We start from the raw sequence: 24,307 nt of genomic DNA on the forward strand, positions 1-24,307 counted from the left end.
TTAGCGCTTGATCTGCGAGAAAAAGGAAATTTTGACCAAAGGATTTTGGTCTATATAATGGCCGGTTTTCTGTGGTTTTTAATGGGTGTCGTTAAAGGTGGGATGAAGCGTGTCTTGGAGTGATAAGAGGCGGCACTGGCGGGCAAGAATGTCACGGTTTAATTGGTATCAATGGAGCGGGGCTGGCTTTTTATTTTTCATCGTAGCCAGTTTTGTATTTGGTGGCTATCAGTTACATAAATTTTTGAATGATGCCAGCAACTTGCCGATTGAGGCCGTTGCCATCAAAGGTGAGCGGGTTTACACCACAGATAAAGATATACAAGTAGCACTACAGCATTTAATGCAGCGCAGTTTTTTTAGTGCTGACATTACCTTAGTGCAGCAGGCGTTAGAAGCTTTACCTTGGGTGTATCGCGCATCGGTAAGGCGTGAGTGGCCAGCGAAACTCAGGGTGTATTTGCAAGAGCAACAACCCGCAGCCCATTGGAATGGTGACTTGTGGTTGAACGTGCATGGAGAAGTATTCGAAGCGCCATCGCACCCAGAGCTTGAGCATTTACCGCAGTTATCTGGACCAAATGATATGGGCCTTGAGGTGTTGACTGTCTATGCACAGATCAACTCCCTACTAAAGATTAACGGCTTTACCTTAGCCAGTTTGAATTTAACGCCACGACATGCGTGGCACGCGACCCTTGGAAACGGTATCGTTTTAGATTTGGGTCGAGAAGATAAAATTGCACGGATACAACGATTTATTACTGTTTATCCGGTTTTGGCGAAACAAGAGAAATCCGTTGCCAGAGTAGATTTACGCTACGACACAGGGTTGGCCGTAGGCTGGGGCGATGCACAAACAAGAGAGCCGATAATTAATGATCAAAAACCAAGATAGAAACCTTATCGTCGGATTGGACATAGGAACCTCTAAGGTCGCAGTGATCATAGGCGAAGTTCTGCCCGATGGCGAAATTAGCATAGTCGGCCTTGGTAACCATCCCTCAAGGGGAATGGATAAAGGTGGCGTGAACGATTTAGATTCGATAGTTCGCAGTGTGCAACGTGCGCTCGATCAAGCGGAATTAATGGCGGATTGCCAAGTGTCATCGGTTTACTTGAGTATTTCGGGTAAACACATCGCCTGCCAAAATGAAAACGGCATGGTATCGATCAACGATGAAGAAGTGACACAGGAAGATGTTGATAACGTGATCCATACGGCTCGCTCGGTGAAGATCCCGACCGAACGTCGCATTTTACACGTGCTGCCGCAGGAATATGCAATCGACGTTCAAGACGGTATTCGCAGCCCAATCGGTATGTCCGGTATGCGTATGGAGGCCAAGGTACACATAGTGACCTGCGCCAATGATATGGCGAAGAATATTACTAAGAGCGTTGAGCGTTGTGGCCTTAAGGTCGACGACTTAGTGTTCTCTGGGATTGCTTCAGCCGATGCTGTGTTGACCTTCGATGAGAAAGATTTAGGTGTGTGTATCGTCGATATCGGCGGTGGCACTACGGATATCGCGGTATATACCAATGGCGCCTTGCGTCATTGTGCGGTTGTACCGGTTGCTGGTAACCAAGTGACGAACGACATTGCGAAGATTTTCCGCACGCCGTCGTCACATGCTGAACAAATTAAAGTGCAGTTCGCCTGTGCGCGCAGTTCTATGGTGAGCCGCGAAGACAGTATTGAAGTGCCATCGGTAGGTGGTCGTCCATCGCGTAGCATGTCACGTCACACGCTCGCCGAAGTGGTTGAACCAAGATACCAAGAGCTGTTTGAGCTTGTGCTCAAAGAGTTGAAAGACAGTGGTTTAGAAGATCAAATCGCCGCAGGTATTGTGCTCACAGGTGGCACAGCGTCGATTCAAGGTGTGGTCGATATTGCGGAAGCGACTTTTGGCATGCCAGTTCGCGTAGCGTCACCGCTACCGATCAAAGGTTTATATGAATACGTGGACCAGTCTATTTACTCCACTGGAGTCGGACTGCTTCATTACGGCGCACGACGGGTGATCGAACGTCAGTTCGAACGTCCTGAGCGCCAAGGGGTAACTAGCGCTTGGAATCGGGTCCAAAGCTGGTTTAAGGGCGAATTTTAATTTTCATAACGCAGGCAACACGGAGATCAGACAATGTTTGAGATCATGGATACTCACTCAGACGACGCGGTGATTAAAGTCATCGGCGTTGGCGGCGGCGGCGGTAACGCTGTCGAACATATGGTCAAACACAACATTGAAGGTGTTGAGTTTATCGTTACCAATACAGACGCTCAGGCCCTGAGAAAATCAGGCGCTGGCTCAACAATTCAATTAGGACGCGATGTCACTAAAGGTCTTGGAGCAGGGGCAAACCCAGATGTGGGTCGTGCTGCAGCTGAAGAAGACCGCGAAAACATTCGCGCGGCAATCAAAGGTTCTGACATGATCTTTATCGCTGCCGGTATGGGCGGTGGTACAGGTACAGGTGCTGCACCTGTTGTGGCTCAAATCGCACGTGAAGAAGGTATTCTGACCGTTGCGGTTGTGACTAAGCCTTTCCCATTCGAAGGGAAAAAACGTATGGCTTACGCTGAGCAAGGTATTGCTGAGCTGGCTAAGCACGTGGATTCGTTAATCACGATCCCGAACGAAAAATTATTAAAAGTATTGGGCCGTGGTACTTCTTTACTCGATGCGTTCGCCGCAGCGAATAACGTGTTACTTGGTGCGGTACAAGGTATTGCCGAGCTTATCACTCGTCCTGGTCTGATTAACGTCGACTTCGCCGACGTGAAGACTGTGATGTCTGAAATGGGTAATGCCATGATGGGTACAGGCGTCGCTCGCGGTGAAGACCGTGCTGAAGAAGCGGCCGAAGCTGCTGTTGCCAGCCCATTATTAGAAGACATCGACTTAGCTGGTGCGCGTGGTGTGTTAGTTAACATTACTGCGGGTATGGATATGAGTATCGAAGAATTCGAAACTGTCGGTAATCATGTTAAGGCTTATGCCTCTGACAACGCGACTGTGGTTGTTGGTGCTGTCATCGACCCAGAAATGAGTGATGAGTTGCGTGTAACGGTTGTTGCGACTGGTATTGGTGCTGAAAAGCGTCCAGATATCCAATTGGTTTCTAAACCTGCACCTCGTCCAGAGCCTGTAGTTGTTGAACCAAAAGTCGAAGCCTATGTCGAAGAAGCTGCACATGTGAACTATGCAGCGCCAAAAGGCAACGTGTTGCCAGCGGCTCCGCAGCCAGCTCCTACGCCTGCACCATCGACAAAGCATGAATTGGATTATCTTGATATTCCAGCATTTTTGCGTAAACAAGCCGACTAGCGAGAGCGTTTGAGTCCAGCGTAATATGTGAGGTGTTGTTCGTTTTGGGCAATACCACAACATAGCTGCATTTGTGTGACATAATAAAGTTATGTTATTATGTTGAACCAGTGCGGCTCGATTTGCCGACGCTGAGTGTACAAATATTAGGCTTTATAATTGGCATATAAACGGGTAACTGAATGATATTTCAACGAACTGTTCAGAAAATGGTGAAAACAACTGGTGTCGGATTGCATTCTGGCAACAAGGTCACTTTGAGCATTATGCCCGCGCCCGTTAATTCAGGGATCGTACTCGTGCGCACCGATTTGAGTCCTGCCGTCGCCATTCCAGCGAAGGCGGAGCAAGTTCGTGAAACCACTATGTGTACGGCACTTGTCAATGACGAAGGTATTCGTATCTCGACCATTGAGCATTTATTTGCAGCTCTTGCGGGTTTAGGCATAGATAACGCAGTAATCGAAGTGGACGCGCCTGAAATTCCTATTATGGATGGCAGTGCAAGCCCATTCGTCTTCTTGTTGCAGTCTGCGGGTATTAAAGAGCAGGCCGCGCCTAAGAAGTATTTAAAGATTAAGCGCACTGTGCGCGTTGAAGATGGCGATAAATGGGCCGAGTTAAAACCGTTTAAAGGTTTTAGAGTCAATTTTAAAATTGATTTTGCGCACCCAGAAATCGCTCGTAGCCAACAGCATGTGGTGATGGACTTTTCAACTTCTGCTTTCGTGAAAGATATCAGCCGTGCCCGTACTTTTGGGTTTATGCGTGATATCGAATATTTGCGAGCCAACAACCTAGCGTTGGGCGGCAGCATGGAAAACGCTGTTGTACTTGATGAATATCGCGTCCTTAATCCCGACGGCCTGCGTTATGAGGACGAATTTGTTAAGCACAAAATTCTAGATGCGTTTGGTGATTTATATGTAGCTGGGCACGCTATTTTAGGTGAGTTCACTGCGTATAAAACCGGTCATGCGTTGAACAACCAATTGGTGCGTGCTTTACTCGCGCAACAAGATGCGTGGGAGTTGGTCAGCTTCGAAAAAGAAGCCGATGTCCCCGTCAGCTTTACCGTACCAGGTGGCGCTGTATTTGCTTAAAAAGCGGTAAGATTATTTATTACGGCTGGCCAATGAGGCCAGCCGTTTTAGTTTTTCACCCAGTGAACCGCCAATATTTTCCGCTAATGCTGCAATGTGCTCCGCTGCTGCTGGGCTTAATTCTTTATGTCCCTGTTTAGGCTTTGCGTCATACATTGCTAATCTCGGGTTGACTTTAACTTCAATTGCGGTAAGGATTGGGAGCGTTTCTGCTTGAAGCTGGGTTAATAGCTTCGGCTTTTGGAAATTAATTCGCGCAGCCCAGGCTGCCGAAGTGGTTTCAACCACAAGAACACCCTGGCGGAAATTAGCGACTTTTAGTTGCTCCGCAACAGGACCTGCAATAATCTGCTTCACATGCTGATCCAGATACATAAGTAGTTCCGCTTTCTCAGCAAGGTCGGGTAATTTTCCCGATTGATGCAGTAATTGGCTGAGATCTTGAGGGGGCTTTTTCATATGATAATAAGATGGCTGAATTAGGCTATGAGTGTAACAGTATTTATTCAAGGTCGGAATGGCGTCACACGCTGGCAGCCCAGTAAACGCTGGTTGCTACTTCCAATACTATTGTTGGCCACTGGGTCCGGTATTTATCAACACAACTCCGCTCGATTTCAAGATCAGCAAGCCAGTGTCGATAACGATCGTCTCGTGCGCGAACAGCAAAAGAAACAAGTCTTAGAGCTTAAAAGTGCTACTGAGTCTCAACTGGCTATGCTTGTGACTCATGTTGCACGTATGCAAGCCAAGATCACCCGTCTCGAAGCTTTAGGTCAACAGGTCGCTCAGCAGAATAAGTTGGATGAAGATTTTGATTTTTCATCCGAGGTTGGTGTGGGTGGTTTGAGCGAACTAGGCACTAACATCGAGCTCGGACAGCTTATCGACGATATGGATAAGTTGGCATCTCGAATTGACAATAATAATGTTCAGCTTTCACTACTTGAAACAGTGTCATCTAACCACCATATAGATGATGAACGTTATATATCAGGTATCCCGCTCGATAAAGGTTGGTTGTCGTCGCCCTACGGATTACGTAATGACCCTTTCAACGGTCGCAGGTCTGTGCATAAGGGGATTGATTTTACCGGTCGAGAAGGAGCTAAAGTTGTTGCGACTGCTGCAGGCGTGGTGACTTTTGCTGGAAATATGTTCGGTTATGGCGAATTGGTTGAAATCGACCATGGTAACGGTTTGCATACGCGTTATGGCCATAATAAAGCTTTGTCAGTGACTGTAGGTGATGTGGTCGCAAAAGGCGATGCTATCGCCAGTATGGGAAGCACTGGGCGCTCAACTGGGGCTCATGTGCATTATGAAGTGTTGCGCGGCGGACAGCAGATAGATCCACAAAAGTTTGTCTACCGCAAAGCAAGTTAATTGAAACATTGGCTTCTAGTTTCCATCATGGACTTGGCCTACAGAGAATAAGTGATTCAGATGTTTGGTAAATTACTGACAAAAGTATTTGGTAGTCGCAACGACCGCACCCTTAAAGGGCTTCAAAAGATCGTTATTAGCATTAACGCATTAGAAGCTGATTATGAAAAATTAACCGATGAAGCATTAAAGGCGAAAACCGCAGAGTTTCGTGAGCGTTTAGCTGCTGGAGCTTCATTAGATAGCATCATGGCTGAAGCCTTTGCGACAGTACGCGAAGCGTCTAAGCGTGTATTTGATATGCGTCATTTCGACGTACAGTTACTCGGCGGTATGGTACTCGACAGCAACCGTATTGCTGAAATGCGTACGGGTGAAGGTAAAACCTTAACGGCAACCTTACCCGCCTACTTAAACGCATTGACAGGCAAAGGCGTCCACGTGATTACAGTGAACGATTACTTGGCACGTCGTGATGCCGAGAATAACCGCCCACTGTTTGAGTTCCTTGGTTTAACCGTAGGAATCAACGTCGCAGGCATTGGCCAACATGAGAAGAAATCTGCCTATAACGCCGATATCACTTACGGGACCAACAACGAGTTTGGTTTCGATTATCTGCGCGATAACATGGCGTTTTCACCGCAAGAACGGGTTCAACGTCCGTTGCATTACGCCCTAATCGATGAAGTGGATTCAATCTTAATCGACGAGGCGCGTACGCCGCTTATCATCTCTGGCGCCGCCGAAGATAGCTCTGAGCTATACATCAAGATCAACACCTTGATCCCTAATCTTATCCGTCAAGATAAAGAAGATACGGAAGAGTTTGTGGGTGAGGGCGACTACAGCATCGATGAAAAAGCCAAACAAGTGCATTTCACCGAGCGTGGCCAAGAAAAAGTAGAAAACCTGCTGATCGAGCGCGGCATGTTAGCCGAAGGCGACTCACTCTATTCTGCTGCAAATATTTCCCTATTACACCACGTCAACGCGGCGCTTCGTGCGCACACGCTGTTTGAACGTGATGTGGATTACATAGTACAAGACAACGAAGTCATCATAGTCGATGAACACACGGGTCGTACTATGCCGGGTCGTCGTTGGTCAGAAGGCTTACATCAAGCTGTCGAAGCCAAAGAAGGCGTGCACATTCAAAACGAAAACCAAACATTGGCTTCGATCACTTTCCAGAACTACTTCCGTCAATACGAGAAGCTGGCAGGTATGACAGGTACAGCTGACACTGAAGCGTTTGAATTCCAACACATCTATGGATTAGACACAGTCGTTGTGCCGACTAACCGTCCAATGGTGCGTAAGGATATGGCGGATTTAGTTTATTTGACCGCCGATGAAAAATATCAAGCGATCATTAAAGACATTAAAGATTGCCGTGAACGTGGTCAGCCAGTATTGGTGGGTACAGTATCAATCGAACAGTCTGAACTGTTAGCGCGCTTAATGGTGCAGGAAAAGATCCCGCACGAAGTTTTAAATGCTAAATTCCACGAACGAGAAGCTGAAATCGTCGCGCAAGCTGGCCGTACTGGTTCTGTGACTATTGCGACGAACATGGCAGGTCGTGGTACTGATATCGTGCTTGGCGGCAACTGGAACATGGAAATCGATGAACTCGATAATCCAACAGCAGAGCAAAAAGCTAAGATCAAAGCTGATTGGCAAATTCGTCATGATGAAGTCGTTGCTGCGGGTGGTTTACATATCCTAGGCACAGAACGTCACGAATCACGCCGTATCGATAACCAGTTACGTGGTCGTGCGGGTCGTCAAGGTGACGCGGGCTCATCACGCTTCTACTTGTCGATGGAAGATAGCTTAATGCGTATCTTCGCCTCGGATCGTGTCTCTGGCATGATGAAAAAGCTGGGTATGGAAGAAGGCGAAGCGATCGAGCATCCATGGGTGTCACGCGCAATCGAAAACGCTCAACGTAAAGTTGAAGCCCGTAACTTCGATATCCGTAAGCAATTACTCGAATTTGATGACGTCGCTAACGATCAACGCCAAGTGGTTTACGCCCAGCGCAATGAGTTGATGGATGCGGAAAGTATTGAAGATACTATCCAAAACATCCAAGACGATGTGATTGGCGCAGTAATTGATCAGTATATTCCACCGCAATCAGTAGAAGAGCTGTGGGATATCCCAGGTTTAGAGCAACGTCTACACCAAGAATTTATGCTCAAATTACCTATCCAGGAATGGTTAGATAAAGAAGACGATCTGCATGAAGAGAGTCTACGTGAGCGTATTATTACTGCTTGGGGCGATGCGTATAAGGCAAAAGAAGAAATGGTTGGCGCACAAGTGCTACGCCAGTTTGAAAAAGCCGTTATGCTACAAACGCTCGATGGCCTGTGGAAAGAACACTTAGCGGCGATGGACCATCTGCGTCAAGGTATCCACTTACGTGGTTACGCGCAGAAGAATCCAAAGCAAGAATATAAGCGTGAGTCGTTTGAGTTATTCCAACAACTATTGAACACCTTGAAACACGACGTCATCAGTGTGCTGTCGAAAGTACAAGTGCAAGCTCAGTCAGATGTGGAAGAAATGGAAGCGCGTCGTCGTGAAGAAGATGCCAAGATCCAGCGCGACTATCAACACGCAGCGGCAGAGTCGCTTGTTGGCGGTGGTGATGAGCATGAAGCTGTCACTGCGCAAGCACCGATGATCCGTGATGGTGACAAAGTGGGTCGCAACGATCCTTGTCCTTGTGGCTCTGGTCGTAAGTACAAACAATGTCACGGCAAGTTAAGTTAATCTGCTGACAGATTAAGCCTACTGAATAAGTAGAATAAAACGTACACTAAAGGCAACTTATCTAAGTTGCCTTTTTATTTCTTCATTAATTTAGAATTAAGCCTCACGTTTACTCCCATGTCATCCGGATTACATTCTTACTCTTCTTTATATAGCTAATCGTCGTTATTCCCCATTGAACATCATTTCATTCTTATCGATAGCCATTAAAGCAAAGCCATCGCTGTAGCAAATTTAACCGTTAAAACTCATTTTGTGGATAAGTCTGAGGATAAAGTGGGGGTATTGTGTGACTAACTGAAAGTATTAAAAAAAGATCCATTTTTCTCAAAAAAGCCCTTGCGGACTTTCTCAATCTCCCTATAATGCGCATCCACTGACACGGCAGACAGCGTAACGCAAGTTAAGCCAGACAGCGTAACGCAAGTTAAGCAAAGAAAGCCATGTAGTTCATCGGTTAGCAAGCTAAACGATGAGTGTTGAGAAAGTTGAAAAAACTACTTGACGCACTAACGGGAATGCGTAGAATACGCAGCCCTGACCCGCTGAAAACTCAGTGTGTGGTCAACGCTCTTTAACAATTTATCAAGCAAATCTGTGTGGACACTCACAGGTGTTGAGTTAATCGAAACTGCTTAACCTTCGGGTTGGCAGTCAAAAATTTAAATCAATGTAACAATGAGTGTTCATAGTAATATGTACAGTTTGTTTCTGCTTTTAAGTGGAAACAAAAAATCAGAATTCATTGAGCCGCTGAAGTCGCAAGACGGAAGCAACAAAACTTTAATTGAAGAGTTTGATCATGGCTCAGATTGAACGCTGGCGGCAGGCCTAACACATGCAAGTCGAGCGGCAGCACAAGGGAGTTTACTCCTGAGGTGGCGAGCGGCGGACGGGTGAGTAATGCCTAGGGATCTGCCCAGTCGAGGGGGATAACAGTTGGAAACGACTGCTAATACCGCATACGCCCTACGGGGGAAAGGAGGGGACCTTCGGGCCTTCCGCGATTGGATGAACCTAGGTGGGATTAGCTAGTTGGTGAGGTAATGGCTCACCAAGGCGACGATCCCTAGCTGTTCTGAGAGGATGATCAGCCACACTGGGACTGAGACACGGCCCAGACTCCTACGGGAGGCAGCAGTGGGGAATATTGCACAATGGGGGAAACCCTGATGCAGCCATGCCGCGTGTGTGAAGAAGGCCTTCGGGTTGTAAAGCACTTTCAGTAGGGAGGAAAGGGTGTAGTTTAATACGCTATATCTGTGACGTTACCTACAGAAGAAGGACCGGCTAACTCCGTGCCAGCAGCCGCGGTAATACGGAGGGTCCGAGCGTTAATCGGAATTACTGGGCGTAAAGCGTGCGCAGGCGGTTTGTTAAGCGAGATGTGAAAGCCCTGGGCTCAACCTAGGAATAGCATTTCGAACTGGCGAACTAGAGTCTTGTAGAGGGGGGTAGAATTCCAGGTGTAGCGGTGAAATGCGTAGAGATCTGGAGGAATACCGGTGGCGAAGGCGGCCCCCTGGACAAAGACTGACGCTCATGCACGAAAGCGTGGGGAGCAAACAGGATTAGATACCCTGGTAGTCCACGCCGTAAACGATGTCTACTCGGAGTTTGGTGTCTTGAACACTGGGCTCTCAAGCTAACGCATTAAGTAGACCGCCTGGGGAGTACGGCCGCAAGGTTAAAACTCAAATGAATTGACGGGGGCCCGCACAAGCGGTGGAGCATGTGGTTTAATTCGATGCAACGCGAAGAACCTTACCTACTCTTGACATCCACGGAATTCGCTAGAGATAGCTTAGTGCCTTCGGGAACCGTGAGACAGGTGCTGCATGGCTGTCGTCAGCTCGTGTTGTGAAATGTTGGGTTAAGTCCCGCAACGAGCGCAACCCCTATCCTTATTTGCCAGCACGTAATGGTGGGAACTCTAGGGAGACTGCCGGTGATAAACCGGAGGAAGGTGGGGACGACGTCAAGTCATCATGGCCCTTACGAGTAGGGCTACACACGTGCTACAATGGCGAGTACAGAGGGTTGCAAAGCCGCGAGGTGGAGCTAATCTCACAAAGCTCGTCGTAGTCCGGATTGGAGTCTGCAACTCGACTCCATGAAGTCGGAATCGCTAGTAATCGTGGATCAGAATGCCACGGTGAATACGTTCCCGGGCCTTGTACACACCGCCCGTCACACCATGGGAGTGGGCTGCAAAAGAAGTGGGTAGCTTAACCTTCGGGGGGGCGCTCACCACTTTGTGGTTCATGACTGGGGTGAAGTCGTAACAAGGTAGCCCTAGGGGAACCTGGGGCTGGATCACCTCCTTACCTATACGACTAACTTAATGTTTGTTGAGTGTTCACACAGATTTGCTTGATAGAAGAAAGAGTAAAAGATGGGTCTGTAGCTCAGCTGGTTAGAGCGCACCCCTGATAAGGGTGAGGTCGGTGGTTCAAGTCCACTCTGACCCACCAATCCTTCCTTCTCAGCGTTGGAAAGTGACTCGTTTAGTGAACTAAACGTCGCCACTGTCCGCCTTGATAAGAAATGATTGGCAAACCAATCCTTTTAGAGGTTTGGAACATCTTACTTACTCGCACTGCATGTAAATGGGGCTATAGCTCAGCTGGGAGAGCGCCTGCCTTGCACGCAGGAGGTCTGCGGTTCGATCCCGCATAGCTCCACCATTTACACCTTATTCTGACTTTATTGCAAAGTAATAAGGCATATGCACTATGGATAGAGATGCCAAAGATAAACTTAAAAATTATCTTTGGCTTTTTTAAGCCCGCTCTTTAACAATTTGGAAAGCTGATAGTATTTAATTGCATGAGTCTGTCATGTGATTAATTACAAAACGTTTAATGCGAAAGCATTGAACATGAGTTCAAACACTTTATTAAGTGTCTTGAATATTCAATAGTAAATTATGCTTAGTTGCATAGTTTACGTCTAAGGCGCGTCCACTTCTTTGGTCAGAAGTGAGACAAGTAAAACCAAGCTGGTCGCAATGCGGCGCAGATGAGTGAAACTCATTTGGGTTGTATGGTTAAGCGACTAAGCGTATACGGTGGATGCCTTGGCAGTCAGAGGCGATGAAGGACGTAGTAACTTGCGAAAAGCGTTGGCGAGCTAGTAACAAGCATTTGAGCTAACGATGTCCGAATGGGGGAACCCAGCAGCATAAGCTGTTATCGCAACATGAATACATAGTGTTGCGAGGCGAACGAGGGGAACTGAAACATCTAAGTACCCTTAGGAAAAGAAATCAACCGAGATTCCCCTAGTAGCGGCGAGCGAACGGGGATTAGCCCTTAAGTCAGTGGGGTGTTAGTGGAATGTGTTGGAAAGCACAGCGGCACAGGGTGATAGCCCCGTACATGAAAACTAACCATTGATGAAAACGAGTAAGGCGGGACACGTGACATCCTGTTTGAATATGGGGGGACCATCCTCCAAGGCTAAATACTCCTGACTGACCGATAGTGAACCAGTACCGTGAGGGAAAGGCGAAAAGAACCCCTGTGAGGGGAGTGAAATAGAACCTGAAACCGTATACGTACAAGCAGTGGGAGCGGTTCTTGAGACCGTGACTGCGTACCTTTTGTATAATGGGTCAGCGACTTACATTTTGTAGCGAGGTTAAGCGAATAGCGGAGCCGTAGGGAAACCGAGTGTTAACTGCGCGTTTAGTTGCAAGGTGTAGACCCGAAACCCGGTGATCTAGCCATGGGCAGGTTGAAGGTTGAGTAACATCAACTGGAGGACCGAACCGACTAATGTTGAAAAATTAGCGGATGACTTGTGGCTGGGGGTGAAAGGCCAATCAAACCGGGAGATATCTGGTTCTCCTCGAAAGCTATTTAGGTAGCGCCTCGAGCGAATACCATTGGGGGTAGAGCACTGTTAAGGCTAGGGGGTCATCCCGACTTACCAACCCTTTGCAAACTCCGAATACCAATGAGTACTACTCGGGAGACAGACGGCGGGTGCTAACGTCCGTCGTCAAAAGGGAAACAACCCAGACCGTCAGCTAAGGTCCCAAAGTACTAGCTAAGTGGGAAACGATGTGGGAAGGCTTAGACAGCTAGGATGTTGGCTTAGAAGCAGCCATCATTTAAAGAAAGCGTAATAGCTCACTAGTCGAGTCGGCCTGCGCGGAAGATGTAACGGGGCTAAGCTAGTCACCGAAGCTACGGGTGCACAGTTTACTGTGCGCGGTAGAGGAGCGTTCTGTAAGCCGTTGAAGGTGAAGGGGTAACCCACGCTGGAGGTATCAGAAGTGCGAATGCTGACATGAGTAACGATAAAGGGGGTGAAAAACCCCCTCGCCGAAAGACCAAGGGTTCCTGTCCAACGTTAATCGGGGCAGGGTGAGTCGACCCCTAAGGTGAGGCCGAAAGGCGTAATCGATGGGAAACAGATTAATATTTCTGTACTTCCGCTAACTGCGATGGAGAGACGGAGAAGGCTAGGCTAGCGCGGCGTTGGTAGTCCGCGTTTAAGGTGGTAGGTGGTGTTCTTAGGCAAATCCGGGGACACGTACTTTAATGTACACACTGAGAGCTGATGACGAGGTCCTAAGGGACTGAAGTAGTTGATGCCATGCTTCCAGGAAAATCTTCTAAGCTTCAGGTTAGCGGGAATCGTACCCCAAACCGACACAGGTGGTCGGGTAGAGAATACCAAGGCGCTTGAGAGAACTCGGCTGAAGGAACTAGGCAAAATGGTACCGTAACTTCGGGAGAAGGTACGCTCCTGTTGGTGATGAGACTTGCTCTCTAAGCTGACGGGAGTCGCAGATACCAGGTGGCTGCAACTGTTTATCAAAAACACAGCACTGTGCAAACTCGCAAGAGGAAGTATACGGTGTGACGCCTGCCCGGTGCCGGAAGGAAGGTTAATTGATTGGGTTATCGCAAGAGAAGCTCATGATCGAAGCCCCGGTAAACGGCGGCCGTAACTATAACGGTCCTAAGGTAGCGAAATTCCTTGTCGGGTAAGTTCCGACCTGCACGAATGGCGTAATGATGGCCACGCTGTCTCCAGCCGAGACTCAGTGAAGTTGAAATTGCGGTGAAGATGCCGTATACCCGCGGCTAGACGGAAAGACCCCGTGAACCTTTACTATAGCTTGGCACTGAACATTGAACCTACATGTGTAGGATAGGTGGGAGACTATGAAGTTGTGACGCTAGTCATGATGGAGTCGTCCTTGAAATACCACCCTTGTAGTTTTGATGTTCTAACCTAGGTCCCTTATCGGGATTAGGGACAGTGCCTGGTGGGTAGTTTGACTGGGGCGGTCTCCTCCCAAAGAGTAACGGAGGAGCACGAAGGTTGGCTAAGTACGGTCGGACATCGTACGGTTAGTGCAATGGCATAAGCCAGCTTAACTGCGAGACATACACGTCGAGCAGGTACGAAAGTAGGTCATAGTGATCCGGTGGTTCTGAATGGAAGGGCCATCGCTCAACGGATAAAAGGTACTCCGGGGATAACAGGCTGATACCGCCCAAGAGTTCATATCGACGGCGGTGTTTGGCACCTCGATGTCGGCTCATCACATCCTGGGGCTGAAGTCGGTCCCAAGGGTATGGCTGTTCGCCATTTAAAGTGGTACGCGAGCTGGGTTCAGAACGTCGTGAGACAGTTCGGTCCCTATCTGCCGTGGGCGTTGGATGATTGAAGGGAGCTGCTCCTAGTACGAGAGGACCGGAGTGGACGAACCGCTGGTGTTCGGGTTGTCATGCCAATGGCATTGCCCGGTAGCTACGTTCGGAATCGATAACCGCTGAAAGCATCTAAGCGGGAAGCGAGCCCTAAGATGAGTCATCCCTAGGAATTTAATTCCTCTAAAGAGCCGTTCGAGACTAGGACGTTGATAGGCATGGTGTGTAAGCGTTGTGAGGCGTTGAGCTAACATGTACTAATGACTCGAGAGGCTTAACCATACAACCCAGATGGGTTTTGCTAAGCGAACTTAGACAGAATATCGACACTTGATAAAGTTTGAACTCAAACAAAGCAAATCAGCTTTCCGAATTATTATTAACGTGAGCCAGAGATGGACACGGTAATAAACAGAATTTGCTTGGTGACAATAGCCTTGTGGAACCACCTGATCCCATCCCGAACTCAGAAGTGAAACGCAAACGCGCCGATGGTAGTGTGGGGTCTCCCCATGTGAGAGTAGGTCATCGCCAAGCGCCTAATTTAAATAATCTTAATTGATTAGTATAGAATTGCTGATATGGCTCAGTCGGTAGAGCGCATCCTTGGTAAGGATGAGGTCCCCAGTTCGATTCTGGGTATCAGCACCATTACAATCTAGTGTTTAATCCTAGAATAAAGAATTTGCTTGGTGACAATAGCCTTGTGGAACCACCTGATCCCATCCCGAACTCAGAAGTGAAACGCAAACGCGCCAATGGTAGTGTGGGGTCTCCCCATGTGAGAGTAGGTCATCGCCAAGCGCCTAATTATCTCATTGAGATGCAACGAAGCCAGCTGAATAAGCTGGCTTTTTTGCGTCTGTAATCTGAACATTCTTTGCACTAATAGTAATGCTGCCGACTGTAAGTATTGCTATTAGCTTTGCTGGCGAGTATTTTCTTCCCCTTAATACACAAGCTTTACTTCCAGATTTTTCACTATTAATCGATAAAAAAAGCAGCCAGAAGGCTGCTTTGAGGTGGTACTTTTGCATTAGTTTCGCATTAGGTTGCTTAAGCTTCTTTTTTAAGCCACTGGGCAGCACGTTTAGCGAAGTAAGTTAAAATACCGTCTGCGCCTGCGCGTTTAAAGCAGAGTAGGGACTCCATGACGATGGCCTTTTCGGCTAACCATCCATTTTGGATTGCTGCCATATGCATGGCGTATTCACCACTGACTTGATAGGCGAATGTTGGCACTGCAAGTTCAGTTTTAACGCGATGCACTATATCTAAATACGGCATACCTGGCTTAACCATCACCATATCGGCTCCTTCTTGGATATCGAGTGCGACCTCATGCAAAGCTTCGTCACTGTTCGCTGGATCCATTTGATAGCTATGCTTATTGCCACCTTTGAGGTTACCCGCTGAGCCTACGGCATCACGGAATGGACCGTAGTAGTTTGAAGAGTATTTTGCCGAGTAAGCCATGATTTGGGTGTTGACGTGGCCTGCTGCTTCTAATGCTTGGCGAATCGCGCCAATACGGCCATCCATCATGTCCGATGGTGCAATGATGTCTGCTCCAGCATCGGCGTGTGACAGTGCTTGCTTCACTAAAATCTCGGTGGTGATATCGTTAAGGATATAACCCGTTTCGTCTATGATGCCGTCTTGACCGTGAGTGGTGAAAGGATCTAGTGCCACGTCAGTCATGATGCCTAGCTGTGGAAAGGCTTTTTTGAGCTCGCGCACTGCACGTTGCACTAGGGCATCTGCGTTATAGGCTTCTTCTGCCATTAATGTTTTTTTCTCTGCAGGTGTCACAGGGAAAAGTGCGATCAATGGGATACCTAACTCAACCAGTTCTTCAGCTTCTTTCAGTAGTAAGTCTATCGAGTAGCGCTCAACACCGGGCATAGAGGCTATTTTTTCACTGCGATTAGTGCCTTCTAGAACAAACATTGGGTAAATCAAGTCATTGACCGTTAGATGATTTTCGGCCATGAGGCGACGGCTAAAATCATGTTTACGCATGCGGCGCATTCTACGCTGAGGGAAGGCACTGGTAATGATATTCACATTTGACTCCTAATTAGGTACTGGTCTTGCTTGATCCGACAAATACAAGCTGACTTGATTACGTCCACCGTTTTTTGCTTGGTAGAGGGCTTTATCTGCTTGTTCTAGTAATTTAGTACTGTGTTGATCGTGGGTCACTATATCGGCACTGACTCCGATACTGATAGTCAAAGGTATCGCTTCACCTTCCCATTCAAAATGAATAGAGGCAACAGCGTCTCTTATTGTTTCAGCAACTTGGAGAGCACCTTCTGCAGTTGTATTAGGAAGGATGATAGCAAATTCCTCCCCCCCAAAACGTGACACTAGATCCGTTGGCCGTTTTAAATGGTGCTGTAATGTTTGAGCTATTGTACGTAATGCTTGATCGCCTGCAAGATGACCGAATCTGTCGTTGATCAGCTTGAAGCGATCAATATCAAGCATTAACAGTGCTATGGGTGTTTCTTGTCTGCGACTGATCCGGCTTTCAGCGATCAAACGTTTATCAAAGGCACTGCGGTTTTTGACCCCGGTTAAACTGTCGATAGTGCTTTGTTCTGTGAGCTTTTGATTCACCTCATGCAATTCTCTGAGGGTGATTTCCAGTTCTAAAGTCCGCTCTTGCACCATTTGTTCGAGTTTCTCATTGCTCTCGGCTTCCGCTTTTAGGGCTTCTTCCCGCGCACTACGAATTTTCTGTGCTTGTTTCAAGGCTTCTTGCTGGATACGCAGTTTAGCTTTGCGCTCATCGTTATAACGAATGGCAAGTACCAAAGACATAAAGATGATTTCAAATGTCAGCCCAAGCATCACAGGGGTTTGCGGTTTTAAATTGAGGTCAATCACGCTGAGATATAGCAAGCTACTGATGCAAGCGCCTGTCAGCATACTCACCCAGCCAATAGTGTACATACGTGCCAGTTTATGGCCATTGATAGCCTGAGTAATGGCAAAGACCATCAGGACTAGGCTGAGCACTGCAACTGAAATGATCTCAATATATAACGCTGTACCATATTGGATGAAAGGTGTGGTAAGTCCCACACATAGAATATACACAGCACTATAGCGACAAGTGAGTAACATACGGCGGTTTAAATATTTGAGCTGTAATATTTTTTCAGTAAACATTAACGCAAATGCCATAACGATTGGCAGTAAAAACGGCACCATAACTTGCTGCAATAGCGGCCAGTCTGGCCAGAGGAATCGGAAGGCAAAACCGTTAATCGTGGCAACGAGTAAGGTCATGCTAAGGACATAGCCAGAGTAATAGCTGTAGCTGAATGAGCCCGATGCTATGGCGATAAAAAGGCTAAAAATGCCAATTGCGGCAAGTACACCAAGTTGGAATCCATGCTCAACGGCGGTAGATTCGGCAATTTGAGCTAAGTCATTAGAAGACCATAGGTTTAATGGTACTGCAGCACTACCTTCCGTTTGAATATGCAGATAGAAAGTATGGGAGTCATCTGTGTTGATCTTGAAAGGATATAGGAAAATATTGCTCAAGAATGGTCGATCCTCATAGGGGAATATATCACCCATCAGCACAGTATTCATGAGTTTATTATTGACTAAATGGTAGATAGTTACCTTGTCTAACAAAGGGTTATCTAGCGCTAAAATGCGCGAAAGTGTTTCGTCAGGGCTGGTTAAGCTGAAACTGAGCCAAAAATCATGGCCGCTGAGTTTTTGAATGTCTTTATTGGTAAAGTTATGCCAATCATTTTTTGGCAAAGCTTGTATTTCGGCCAGTTCTTTTGCTGGTGTAGGGTGGCTGACCATTAACCAAGGCGTAAGGTTTAAAGGCGTCGTGGTTGACTCGTCAATACTCAATAGGGTTGCCAAGGCCTGTGTTGGGCATATCCATAGCCACAGCAAGAGTATGAGTGGCATGTTTTTGTTAAGCATGGACTCGATCCAAATTAAAAAACGCTAAGCTATTTTGGTAGCAACGTTTTGCAAACTCATCCGCATTTTCTCCGCGTAGGTTTGCAATATAATTTGCGATATAAGGAAGGTATTCGGGCTTGTTTTTGCTCGATTTAGGCTTGGGCCGCATACTACGGGGAAGTAGGTAAGGGCTATCTGTCTCAATTAAAATGCGATTCTGCGGAATAAAGGGAACGAGTTGCGCTAGTTCTTGGCCGCGTCTTTCATCACAGACCCAACCTGTTATGCCTAAGTGTAAATCTAGGTCAATATAGGCTTCCATCTGTGCGTGAGTGCCTGTGAAACAATGTAAAAGCGCACCATTAAGCTGGGGGCGATATTCACGCAGGATTGCGATAAAGTCTTCGTGGGCATCGCGTTCGTGCATCAGTACGGGCATTTGAAGTTCAATCGCCAATTCCAGTTGCGCAATAAAAGCTTGGCGCTGGATAGGTCTCGGGGAGAAATCACGATTGTAGTCTAAACCACATTCGCCAACGGCAACCACTTGCGGTGCGTGACAGAGTTCAGCTTGTCGAGCGTTTGAGCCATCATGCCAACCACTGGCATGATGGGGATGCACACCAGCAGTGCAGTAAAGTTGATTAGGATATTGCTCGCATACAGCAATGGCTGCCGCACTTTCAGTTAAATCGCTGCCAATAACAATTAACGGCGAAACCCCTTGGTCCGCCGCCGCTTGTATTATCGATACAGTATCTTGTTCGAGTGCGCTGCCAAGTAAATTGACAGCGATATCTATGTATGAGGGCATTATTTTAGGCGTTTTACCCGAACCTTGGCATTGCGATCATCGGTACCCATTAAAAAAGAACCTAAAGCGGCTTTTTCAATATAGACAGTTTCACCTTGCTTAACATTGTACTTACGGCCATCAGTTTGTTTCCATACCTGACCGTTAGTGAAAGTCACTTTAATGTCTCCGTAGGCATCTTCAGCTATAGATTGAATCTCTAAATAAATCTTATCGACAGTATTTTCTTGAACACGCTTGGCTTCCATCCCAAAGTCATCGGCAATTTTTGCCGCTGGTGCTTGGGGGGCGGTTGCCACTATCGCTGCTGCAGTCGTAGGGACTGCAACTGTTGCTACTGTAGCCGGTATCGCTTGAGTGCTAATGGTGTTAGGTGTCATGCCTTTTAGGCTTTCTGCTAGCTTGTCATAGCAAATCAAGCGGTCGAGTTTATCGGCGGTTGCTGCACATTGGGTTAACTGTTGTTCAATGCTGGCATTTGCTTGGACAGATACAAGCATGATCGCTGCCGTGATAAGGGTGAAGCGCATGAGAATGTTCCTTATTATATTATTCCCCTAACGCCTTCGAGGACGTTAGTCGTTTGTTTGTTCAGTATCTTCGTCTGACTCGTCATCTGGTTTGCTGTAGAAACGAGCCGCTAATAAACCGCCTTCGAACAATAACAGCATTGGTACAGCAAGCATAGTCTGGGAAATCACATCTGGTGGGGTTAATAGCATGCCGACGACAAAGGCGCCCACTATGATATAAGGACGTTTTTGCTTGAGATCTTCAGGTGTAGTGACACCTGACCAGCAGAGTAAAACAACGGCAATGGGGATTTCAAAGGATAGACCAAAGGCAAAGAACAGCTTCAGAATAAAGTTAAGGTAACTGGTAATATCTGTCGCAACTTGAACTCCCTCTGGCGCATTGTTAGCAAAAAAACCAAAAACAACAGGGAATACAAGATAATAAGCAAATGCAATGCCGAGATAAAACAATAAGGTACTGCTGAATAGCAGTGGCATCACTAAGCGTTTTTCATGTTTATATAAACCCGGTGCCACGAAGGACCAAATTTGAAATAACACGTAGGGCACTGCCACAAAAAATGATAAAACGAGGGTTAGTTTGAAAGGTGCAAAAAATGGTGCAGCGACATCCGTCGCAATCATGCTGCCACCAAGAGGTAAAGACTGCATTAAAGGTATTGCCATGTAGTGGTAGATATCATTTGCCCAGTACACACTACAAATGAACACTAATAACACACTGGCAATGGATTTTAGCAGCTTGGACCTAAGTTCAAGCAAATGGCTGATAAGTGGCTGCTGTTGCGACATGAATTATCCGTTGGCTTTCGGGTTAGAACTGGTATCCACGCCCTGAGATGGCTCACTTGAAGCAGCGGGAGAGGCCGATGTTGGACTCGCCTCTACAGTGGCTGTTGGATTAGTTTGGCTAGCTTGAACTAGATTCACTTGAGCAGGTGTGTGAATTTGATTCTCAGGCGCAGGGGTGTCTTTTGACGGATCCTGAACCTGATAAGGGCGGTTCACTGACTGTGCCGCTTGCTTTAGTTGCTCAATAGACTCTTTGAGTTCAGGTGAGAGGTTAGATAAACCTTTGCTCTCGGCTTTTTTAAGATCGGCATGTAACTGCTCGATCTTCAGCTCCTGCTCAAGTTCTTCTTTTACCGAGTTCGCCATGCGTTTCATCGCACGGATCCAACTCGTTACCGAACGCACCGCAACCGGTAGACGTTCGGGGCCAAGAACCACTAGCCCCAAAACACCGATCAGCAGCAGCTCCATAAAGCCGATACCGTCAAACATAAAGAGTTACGCCTGTTCTTTGTTAGACTCAGGTTTCTTTTCAGTCGCCTGTTGAGTTGTTTGCGCTGTTTTAGCCGCTTCGGTGTCTTCTAATGCCTTCTTGTCTTCTTCTGAAGACATGGCGTTTTTGAAGCCTTTAACCGCACCACCTAAATCACCACCCAAAGAGCGTAATTTCTTAGTTCCAAACAACAAGACAACGATTAACGCAACGATAAGCAGTTGCCAAATACTAATACCACCCATGAAGGTATCCTCTTAATTGATATCGGTTCTATTATGAACCTCTGATTAATTAGTGCTAGCTAAAATTTGCGATTCTTTGGCCTAGATCGCCATCCTACAAACCACAATATCATGCCTGAAATTAGACAAACATAAGGGGTCCATAGTGTAGCGTCTCTATTAATCAATAACGTGCCACAGATCAATAAAACGGCAGAAGTGATAAGCAAGTAGTTACTCTTGTGTGCCTGCTGCTGGTATTTCAAATACTTATCTAGCATTTGTTGCTGAGAACTCAGCAATTTCCTGCCTAACTTAAGATTATCGTAAATTAGTTCAGGGAATTCAGGTAGTTTATCAGCCCAATATGGCAGTTTTGTGGATACCTTTTTAAACATAGCTTTAGGACCGACTTGGTCAGCCATCCACTGCTCTAAAAAGGGTTTGGCAGTTTGCCATAAATCCAACTGCGGATACAGCTGACGGCCTAAGCCTTCGATGTAGAGTAAGGTTTTTTCCAACAATACCAATTGCGGTTGCACCACGATATCGAAGTGGCGCGCAGTGCGGAATAATTCCAGCAACACATGACCAAAGGAGATCTCGTCGAGCGGCTTGTTGAACATAGGTTCACACACCACTTTGATGGCCTGTTCGAAAGCTTGTAGATCGGTTTTTTCCGATACCCAGCCAGACTCAATATAGAGCTGGGCGATTCTGTGATAATCGCGATTAAAGAAGGCGAGGAAATTTTCGGCGAGATAGCGCTTATCGACTTCGCTGAGTGTGCCCATGATGCCGCAGTCGAGCCCAATGTAGTATGGGTTCTCAGGATGATCGCGGGAAATAAAGATATTGCCCGGATGCATGTCGGCGTGGAAAAAGTTATCGCGGAATACTTGGGTAAAAAATAGTTCAACACCTCGCTCGGCCAATAACTTAAAGTTGGTACCTTGCGCTTTAAGGGCGGCAATATCCGAGACAGAAATACCGTAAATACGTTCCATCACCATCAGGCGTGGATAGCAAAACTCTTCATACACATAAGGCACATAGAGCGCATCTGAGTTGAGGAAGTTGTTGCGTAGCTTGACTGCGTTTAAGGCTTCGAGCTTAAGGTTTAACTCGCCTAAAATGGTCACGCGGTAATCTTCGATCACTTCAGCAGGGCGCAGTCGGTTACCTTCACCGAGGAGGTATTCAATCAGTTTGGCCGTTTGCGACATCAACTGCAGATCGGCTTGAATCTTGGCTTCTACATTCGGGCGTAGCACCTTAAGTACGACGTCTTTGCCGTTAGATTTGAGGGTCGCGGTATGCACCTGAGAAATAGAGGCTGAGGCCAGTGGCGTTTCATTAAAGTCATCGAATAGCGATTCAATCGGCGCTTTTAGCTCAGCTTCAATCGCTTGGCGGGCAAGTGCACCATCAAAGGGCGGCACCTTGTCCTGTAGCATGGCCAATTCACTGGCCCATTCATCGCTGAGTAAATCGCGGCGGGTTGAGAGCATTTGCCCAAGCTTGATATAAACGGGGCCGAGTTCCTGCATCGCCAGTTTTAAGCGTTCGCCACCGGGCTTATTTTTATGCTTATTGCGGATCCAGAATAGGCTGTTACGGGCGAGCTTAAAGTACCAAGGTGTCATCTTTGGCGGCAATACGTCATCTAACCCGTACTGAAGTAAGGTCTTGATGACGTGGTAACCGCGGCGGATACTGGCAAAGGTCATGGCTTAATTTGGTCTCTTAATTGGGCAATCCGTTGTTCAATCGCGCGAGTGTCGGCAACTAAATCATCCATTTGATCGCGAAAGTGCATTAACTCAATTGGGTGCGGTGCGAGGCGATACTCTTCAACTGCGAGTTGCCCTAAGTGGGAGCGGGTTTTACGCAACACTTCGAGTGCAAAGTCTTTTACCAGATGGCTAGAACAGATGAGTTTGTGAGTGGGACCATCACCTAAATAACGGGAAACTGGCTCGGCAAAGTCAAACTCGATACCGCGTAGATATTGGCTAAAGCTTTGTAATAAATTGAGATCGCCCTCAAGCTTGAGTTTATCTTGCTTGATTAGTTCAGTTAGGTTGGCGCCTTCGGACACGCGGTAAAGCGTCGTCGCATCGGCATGTAGACTGACATCAACATCGCCTTCATAGCGGCTCAGTACTTGGATCTCTTTGGCAAACACTAAATAGAATGGCCAGCTGAGCTGCGATAATTGGATACGAAACACTTTGCCATGCAACTGGCGCTGGCGCGAATAATCGTCGCCCGCTTGGGCCTGAAGTTTTTTCAGACCCGTTTCAATTGCGGCGCAGGCAAGCAGCACAACTTCTTGCGGCATCATTAGAATTTATAACCACGGTGCAATGCGACAATGCCGTCGGTCATGTTGGTGTAGTCGACTTGTTCAAAGCCTGCATCAACCATCATTTGTTTTAATGTGTCTTGATCTGGGTGCATGCGGATCGATTCAGCCAGATACTCGTAGCTGTCGGCATCTTTAGTGATGAGCTCGCCCATCTTAGGTAAGACTTTGAAGCTATATAAATCATACACTTTACGCATGATTTCATGCTGAGGCTTAGAGAACTCTAGCACTAATAACTTGCCACCAGGCTTAAGCACGCGATTCATTGAACGCAGCGCCGCATCTTTATCGGTCACGTTACGCAGACCAAAGGCGATGGTAATGATGTCGAAGTGGTTATCGGGAAACGGCAATGCTTCGGCGTTGGCTTGCACATAACTGACATTGTTGACTATGCCCTTGTCGCGCAACTTAGTGCGCCCGACTTTTAACATGGAATCGTTAATGTCAGCTAAAACCACTTCACCTTTATCGCCCACTAAGTGAGAGAATTTTGCGGTTAAGTCACCTGTACCGCCGGCCAAATCGAGCACTTTCATGCCAGGGCGGGCGCCAGAGACTTCAATGGTGTAACGTTTCCAAAAACGGTGAATGCCGAAGGACATCACATCGTTCATTATGTCGTACTTAGCGGCAACAGAATGAAACACGCCGGCAACGAGTTCAGCCTTTTTATCGGCCTCTACGGTTTTGTAACCAAAGTGGGTACTTTTAGATTCGCCCTCAGACATCAATGTGTTCCTATTGTTTTGCAATGTATTAGTTGCGAGTGTAAGCCATCGCCTGCATTTGCTGAATCTTTGATCTATCACTCTGTGATCGAGCTAGTAAACTAACTGCAATGCCTTA

Annotated in this window: 18 protein-coding genes, 3 tRNA genes and 4 rRNA genes; 13 read left to right on the forward strand and 12 right to left on the reverse strand. The window is 47.1% G+C overall.

What is annotated here, in order from left to right; translation table 11 throughout:
- The first annotated feature begins 148 nt into the window (after positions 1-148).
- The 4 genes from RA178_RS02190 (at position 149) to lpxC (ending at position 4,438) form a co-directional block, all read left to right on the forward strand.
- Entirely contained in the window at positions 149-898 is a 750-nt protein-coding gene (locus tag RA178_RS02190; RefSeq protein WP_168826587.1) for a cell division protein FtsQ/DivIB, read from the forward strand.
- Positions 879-2,114 (forward strand): cell division protein FtsA, encoded by a 1,236-nt coding sequence (ftsA, locus tag RA178_RS02195; RefSeq protein WP_006079897.1) that lies wholly within the window; start codon positions 879-881, stop codon positions 2,112-2,114. The genes RA178_RS02190 and ftsA overlap by 20 nt, the downstream gene beginning before the upstream one ends.
- Positions 2,115-2,147: 33 nt before the next feature.
- Complete coding sequence (ftsZ, locus tag RA178_RS02200; protein WP_106648312.1) at positions 2,148-3,335, forward strand: cell division protein FtsZ; 1,188 nt, start codon at positions 2,148-2,150, stop codon at positions 3,333-3,335.
- A gap of 182 nt (positions 3,336-3,517) precedes the next feature.
- Complete coding sequence (gene lpxC / locus RA178_RS02205) at positions 3,518-4,438, forward strand: UDP-3-O-acyl-N-acetylglucosamine deacetylase (protein WP_198572582.1); 921 nt, start codon at positions 3,518-3,520, stop codon at positions 4,436-4,438.
- 12 nt (positions 4,439-4,450) lie between these two features.
- Here the strand turns inward: lpxC and RA178_RS02210 are convergent, their stop codons facing one another.
- Positions 4,451-4,897 carry a DUF721 domain-containing protein gene (locus RA178_RS02210; protein ID WP_106648311.1) on the reverse strand — a complete coding sequence of 149 codons (447 nt, stop codon included), beginning with the start codon at positions 4,895-4,897 and terminating at the stop codon, positions 4,451-4,453.
- A 27-nt stretch (positions 4,898-4,924) separates the two neighbouring features.
- Between RA178_RS02210 and RA178_RS02215 the strand changes: the two genes are divergently transcribed.
- The 9 genes from RA178_RS02215 to rrf (RA178_RS02255) all read left to right on the forward strand — a co-directional run bounded on the left by RA178_RS02215 (position 4,925) and on the right by rrf (RA178_RS02255) (position 15,087).
- Complete coding sequence (locus RA178_RS02215; RefSeq protein WP_105251201.1) at positions 4,925-5,824, forward strand: M23 family metallopeptidase; 900 nt, start codon at positions 4,925-4,927, stop codon at positions 5,822-5,824.
- A gap of 60 nt (positions 5,825-5,884) precedes the next feature.
- Positions 5,885-8,611 carry a preprotein translocase subunit SecA gene (gene secA / locus RA178_RS02220; protein WP_212601193.1) on the forward strand — a complete coding sequence of 909 codons (2,727 nt, stop codon included), beginning with the start codon at positions 5,885-5,887 and terminating at the stop codon, positions 8,609-8,611.
- A gap of 784 nt (positions 8,612-9,395) precedes the next feature.
- Positions 9,396-10,938, forward strand: a 16S ribosomal RNA gene (locus RA178_RS02225).
- Positions 10,939-11,008: 70 nt separating this feature from the next.
- Positions 11,009-11,085, forward strand: a tRNA-Ile gene (locus RA178_RS02230).
- A gap of 137 nt (positions 11,086-11,222) precedes the next feature.
- A tRNA-Ala gene (locus RA178_RS02235) sits at positions 11,223-11,298 on the forward strand.
- A 360-nt stretch (positions 11,299-11,658) separates the two neighbouring features.
- Positions 11,659-14,565, forward strand: a 23S ribosomal RNA gene (locus RA178_RS02240).
- Between the two features lie 139 nt (positions 14,566-14,704).
- A 5S ribosomal RNA gene (rrf, locus tag RA178_RS02245) occupies positions 14,705-14,820 on the forward strand.
- Positions 14,821-14,858: 38 nt separating this feature from the next.
- Positions 14,859-14,934, forward strand: a tRNA-Thr gene (locus RA178_RS02250).
- A gap of 37 nt (positions 14,935-14,971) precedes the next feature.
- Positions 14,972-15,087: ribosomal RNA gene (rrf, locus tag RA178_RS02255) — 5S ribosomal RNA — on the forward strand.
- The 16S, 23S and 5S rRNA genes sit together here with 3 tRNA genes alongside, the layout of an rRNA operon.
- 11 nt (positions 15,088-15,098) lie before the next feature.
- On the opposite strand, the gene RA178_RS02260 is transcribed toward rrf (RA178_RS02255), so the two are convergent.
- Genes RA178_RS02260 through ubiE form a run of 11 tightly spaced genes read right to left on the reverse strand, consistent with a single transcriptional unit; the run spans position 15,099 to position 24,189 of the window.
- Positions 15,099-15,320, reverse strand: coding sequence for a hypothetical protein (locus RA178_RS02260; RefSeq protein ID WP_306684326.1), 222 nt, complete (start codon positions 15,318-15,320; stop codon positions 15,099-15,101).
- 19 nt (positions 15,321-15,339) lie between these two features.
- Positions 15,340-16,350: a porphobilinogen synthase gene (hemB, locus tag RA178_RS02265; RefSeq protein ID WP_306684328.1), complete on the reverse strand. Its 1,011-nt coding sequence runs from the start codon at positions 16,348-16,350 to the stop codon at positions 15,340-15,342.
- A gap of 9 nt (positions 16,351-16,359) precedes the next feature.
- Positions 16,360-18,246: a sensor domain-containing diguanylate cyclase gene (locus RA178_RS02270; protein WP_306684329.1), complete on the reverse strand. Its 1,887-nt coding sequence runs from the start codon at positions 18,244-18,246 to the stop codon at positions 16,360-16,362.
- Positions 18,239-19,042, reverse strand: a complete 804-nt coding sequence (locus RA178_RS02275) for a TatD family hydrolase (protein WP_168825782.1) — start codon at positions 19,040-19,042, stop codon at positions 18,239-18,241. The genes RA178_RS02270 and RA178_RS02275 overlap by 8 nt, the downstream gene beginning before the upstream one ends.
- Positions 19,042-19,572 carry a hypothetical protein gene (locus tag RA178_RS02280; RefSeq protein ID WP_306684331.1) on the reverse strand — a complete coding sequence of 177 codons (531 nt, stop codon included), beginning with the start codon at positions 19,570-19,572 and terminating at the stop codon, positions 19,042-19,044. The genes RA178_RS02275 and RA178_RS02280 overlap by 1 nt, the downstream gene beginning before the upstream one ends.
- 45 nt (positions 19,573-19,617) lie before the next feature.
- Positions 19,618-20,370 (reverse strand): twin-arginine translocase subunit TatC, encoded by a 753-nt coding sequence (tatC, locus tag RA178_RS02285; RefSeq protein ID WP_113940134.1) that lies wholly within the window; start codon positions 20,368-20,370, stop codon positions 19,618-19,620.
- Positions 20,371-20,373: 3 nt separating this feature from the next.
- Positions 20,374-20,862 carry a Sec-independent protein translocase protein TatB gene (tatB, locus tag RA178_RS02290; RefSeq protein WP_263173020.1) on the reverse strand — a complete coding sequence of 163 codons (489 nt, stop codon included), beginning with the start codon at positions 20,860-20,862 and terminating at the stop codon, positions 20,374-20,376.
- 6 nt (positions 20,863-20,868) lie between these two features.
- Complete coding sequence (gene tatA, locus RA178_RS02295) at positions 20,869-21,108, reverse strand: Sec-independent protein translocase subunit TatA (RefSeq protein ID WP_006083329.1); 240 nt, start codon at positions 21,106-21,108, stop codon at positions 20,869-20,871.
- A 59-nt stretch (positions 21,109-21,167) separates the two neighbouring features.
- Positions 21,168-22,817 (reverse strand): ubiquinone biosynthesis regulatory protein kinase UbiB, encoded by a 1,650-nt coding sequence (gene ubiB, locus RA178_RS02300; RefSeq protein ID WP_131523492.1) that lies wholly within the window; start codon positions 22,815-22,817, stop codon positions 21,168-21,170.
- Positions 22,814-23,434: a ubiquinone biosynthesis accessory factor UbiJ gene (locus RA178_RS02305; protein WP_306684337.1), complete on the reverse strand. Its 621-nt coding sequence runs from the start codon at positions 23,432-23,434 to the stop codon at positions 22,814-22,816. Before RA178_RS02305 ends, ubiB begins: the two co-directional genes overlap by 4 nt.
- The gene (ubiE, locus tag RA178_RS02310) at positions 23,434-24,189 is read right to left on the reverse strand and encodes a bifunctional demethylmenaquinone methyltransferase/2-methoxy-6-polyprenyl-1,4-benzoquinol methylase UbiE (RefSeq protein ID WP_006083326.1); all 756 of its coding nucleotides are present in this window, start codon (positions 24,187-24,189) and stop codon (positions 23,434-23,436) included. Before ubiE ends, RA178_RS02305 begins: the two co-directional genes overlap by 1 nt.
- Positions 24,190-24,307: the final 118 nt, after the last annotated feature.

The organism is Shewanella oncorhynchi, from assembly GCF_030848765.1.
In the GTDB taxonomy this organism is placed as follows: Bacteria; Pseudomonadota; Gammaproteobacteria; order Enterobacterales; family Shewanellaceae; genus Shewanella; species Shewanella oncorhynchi.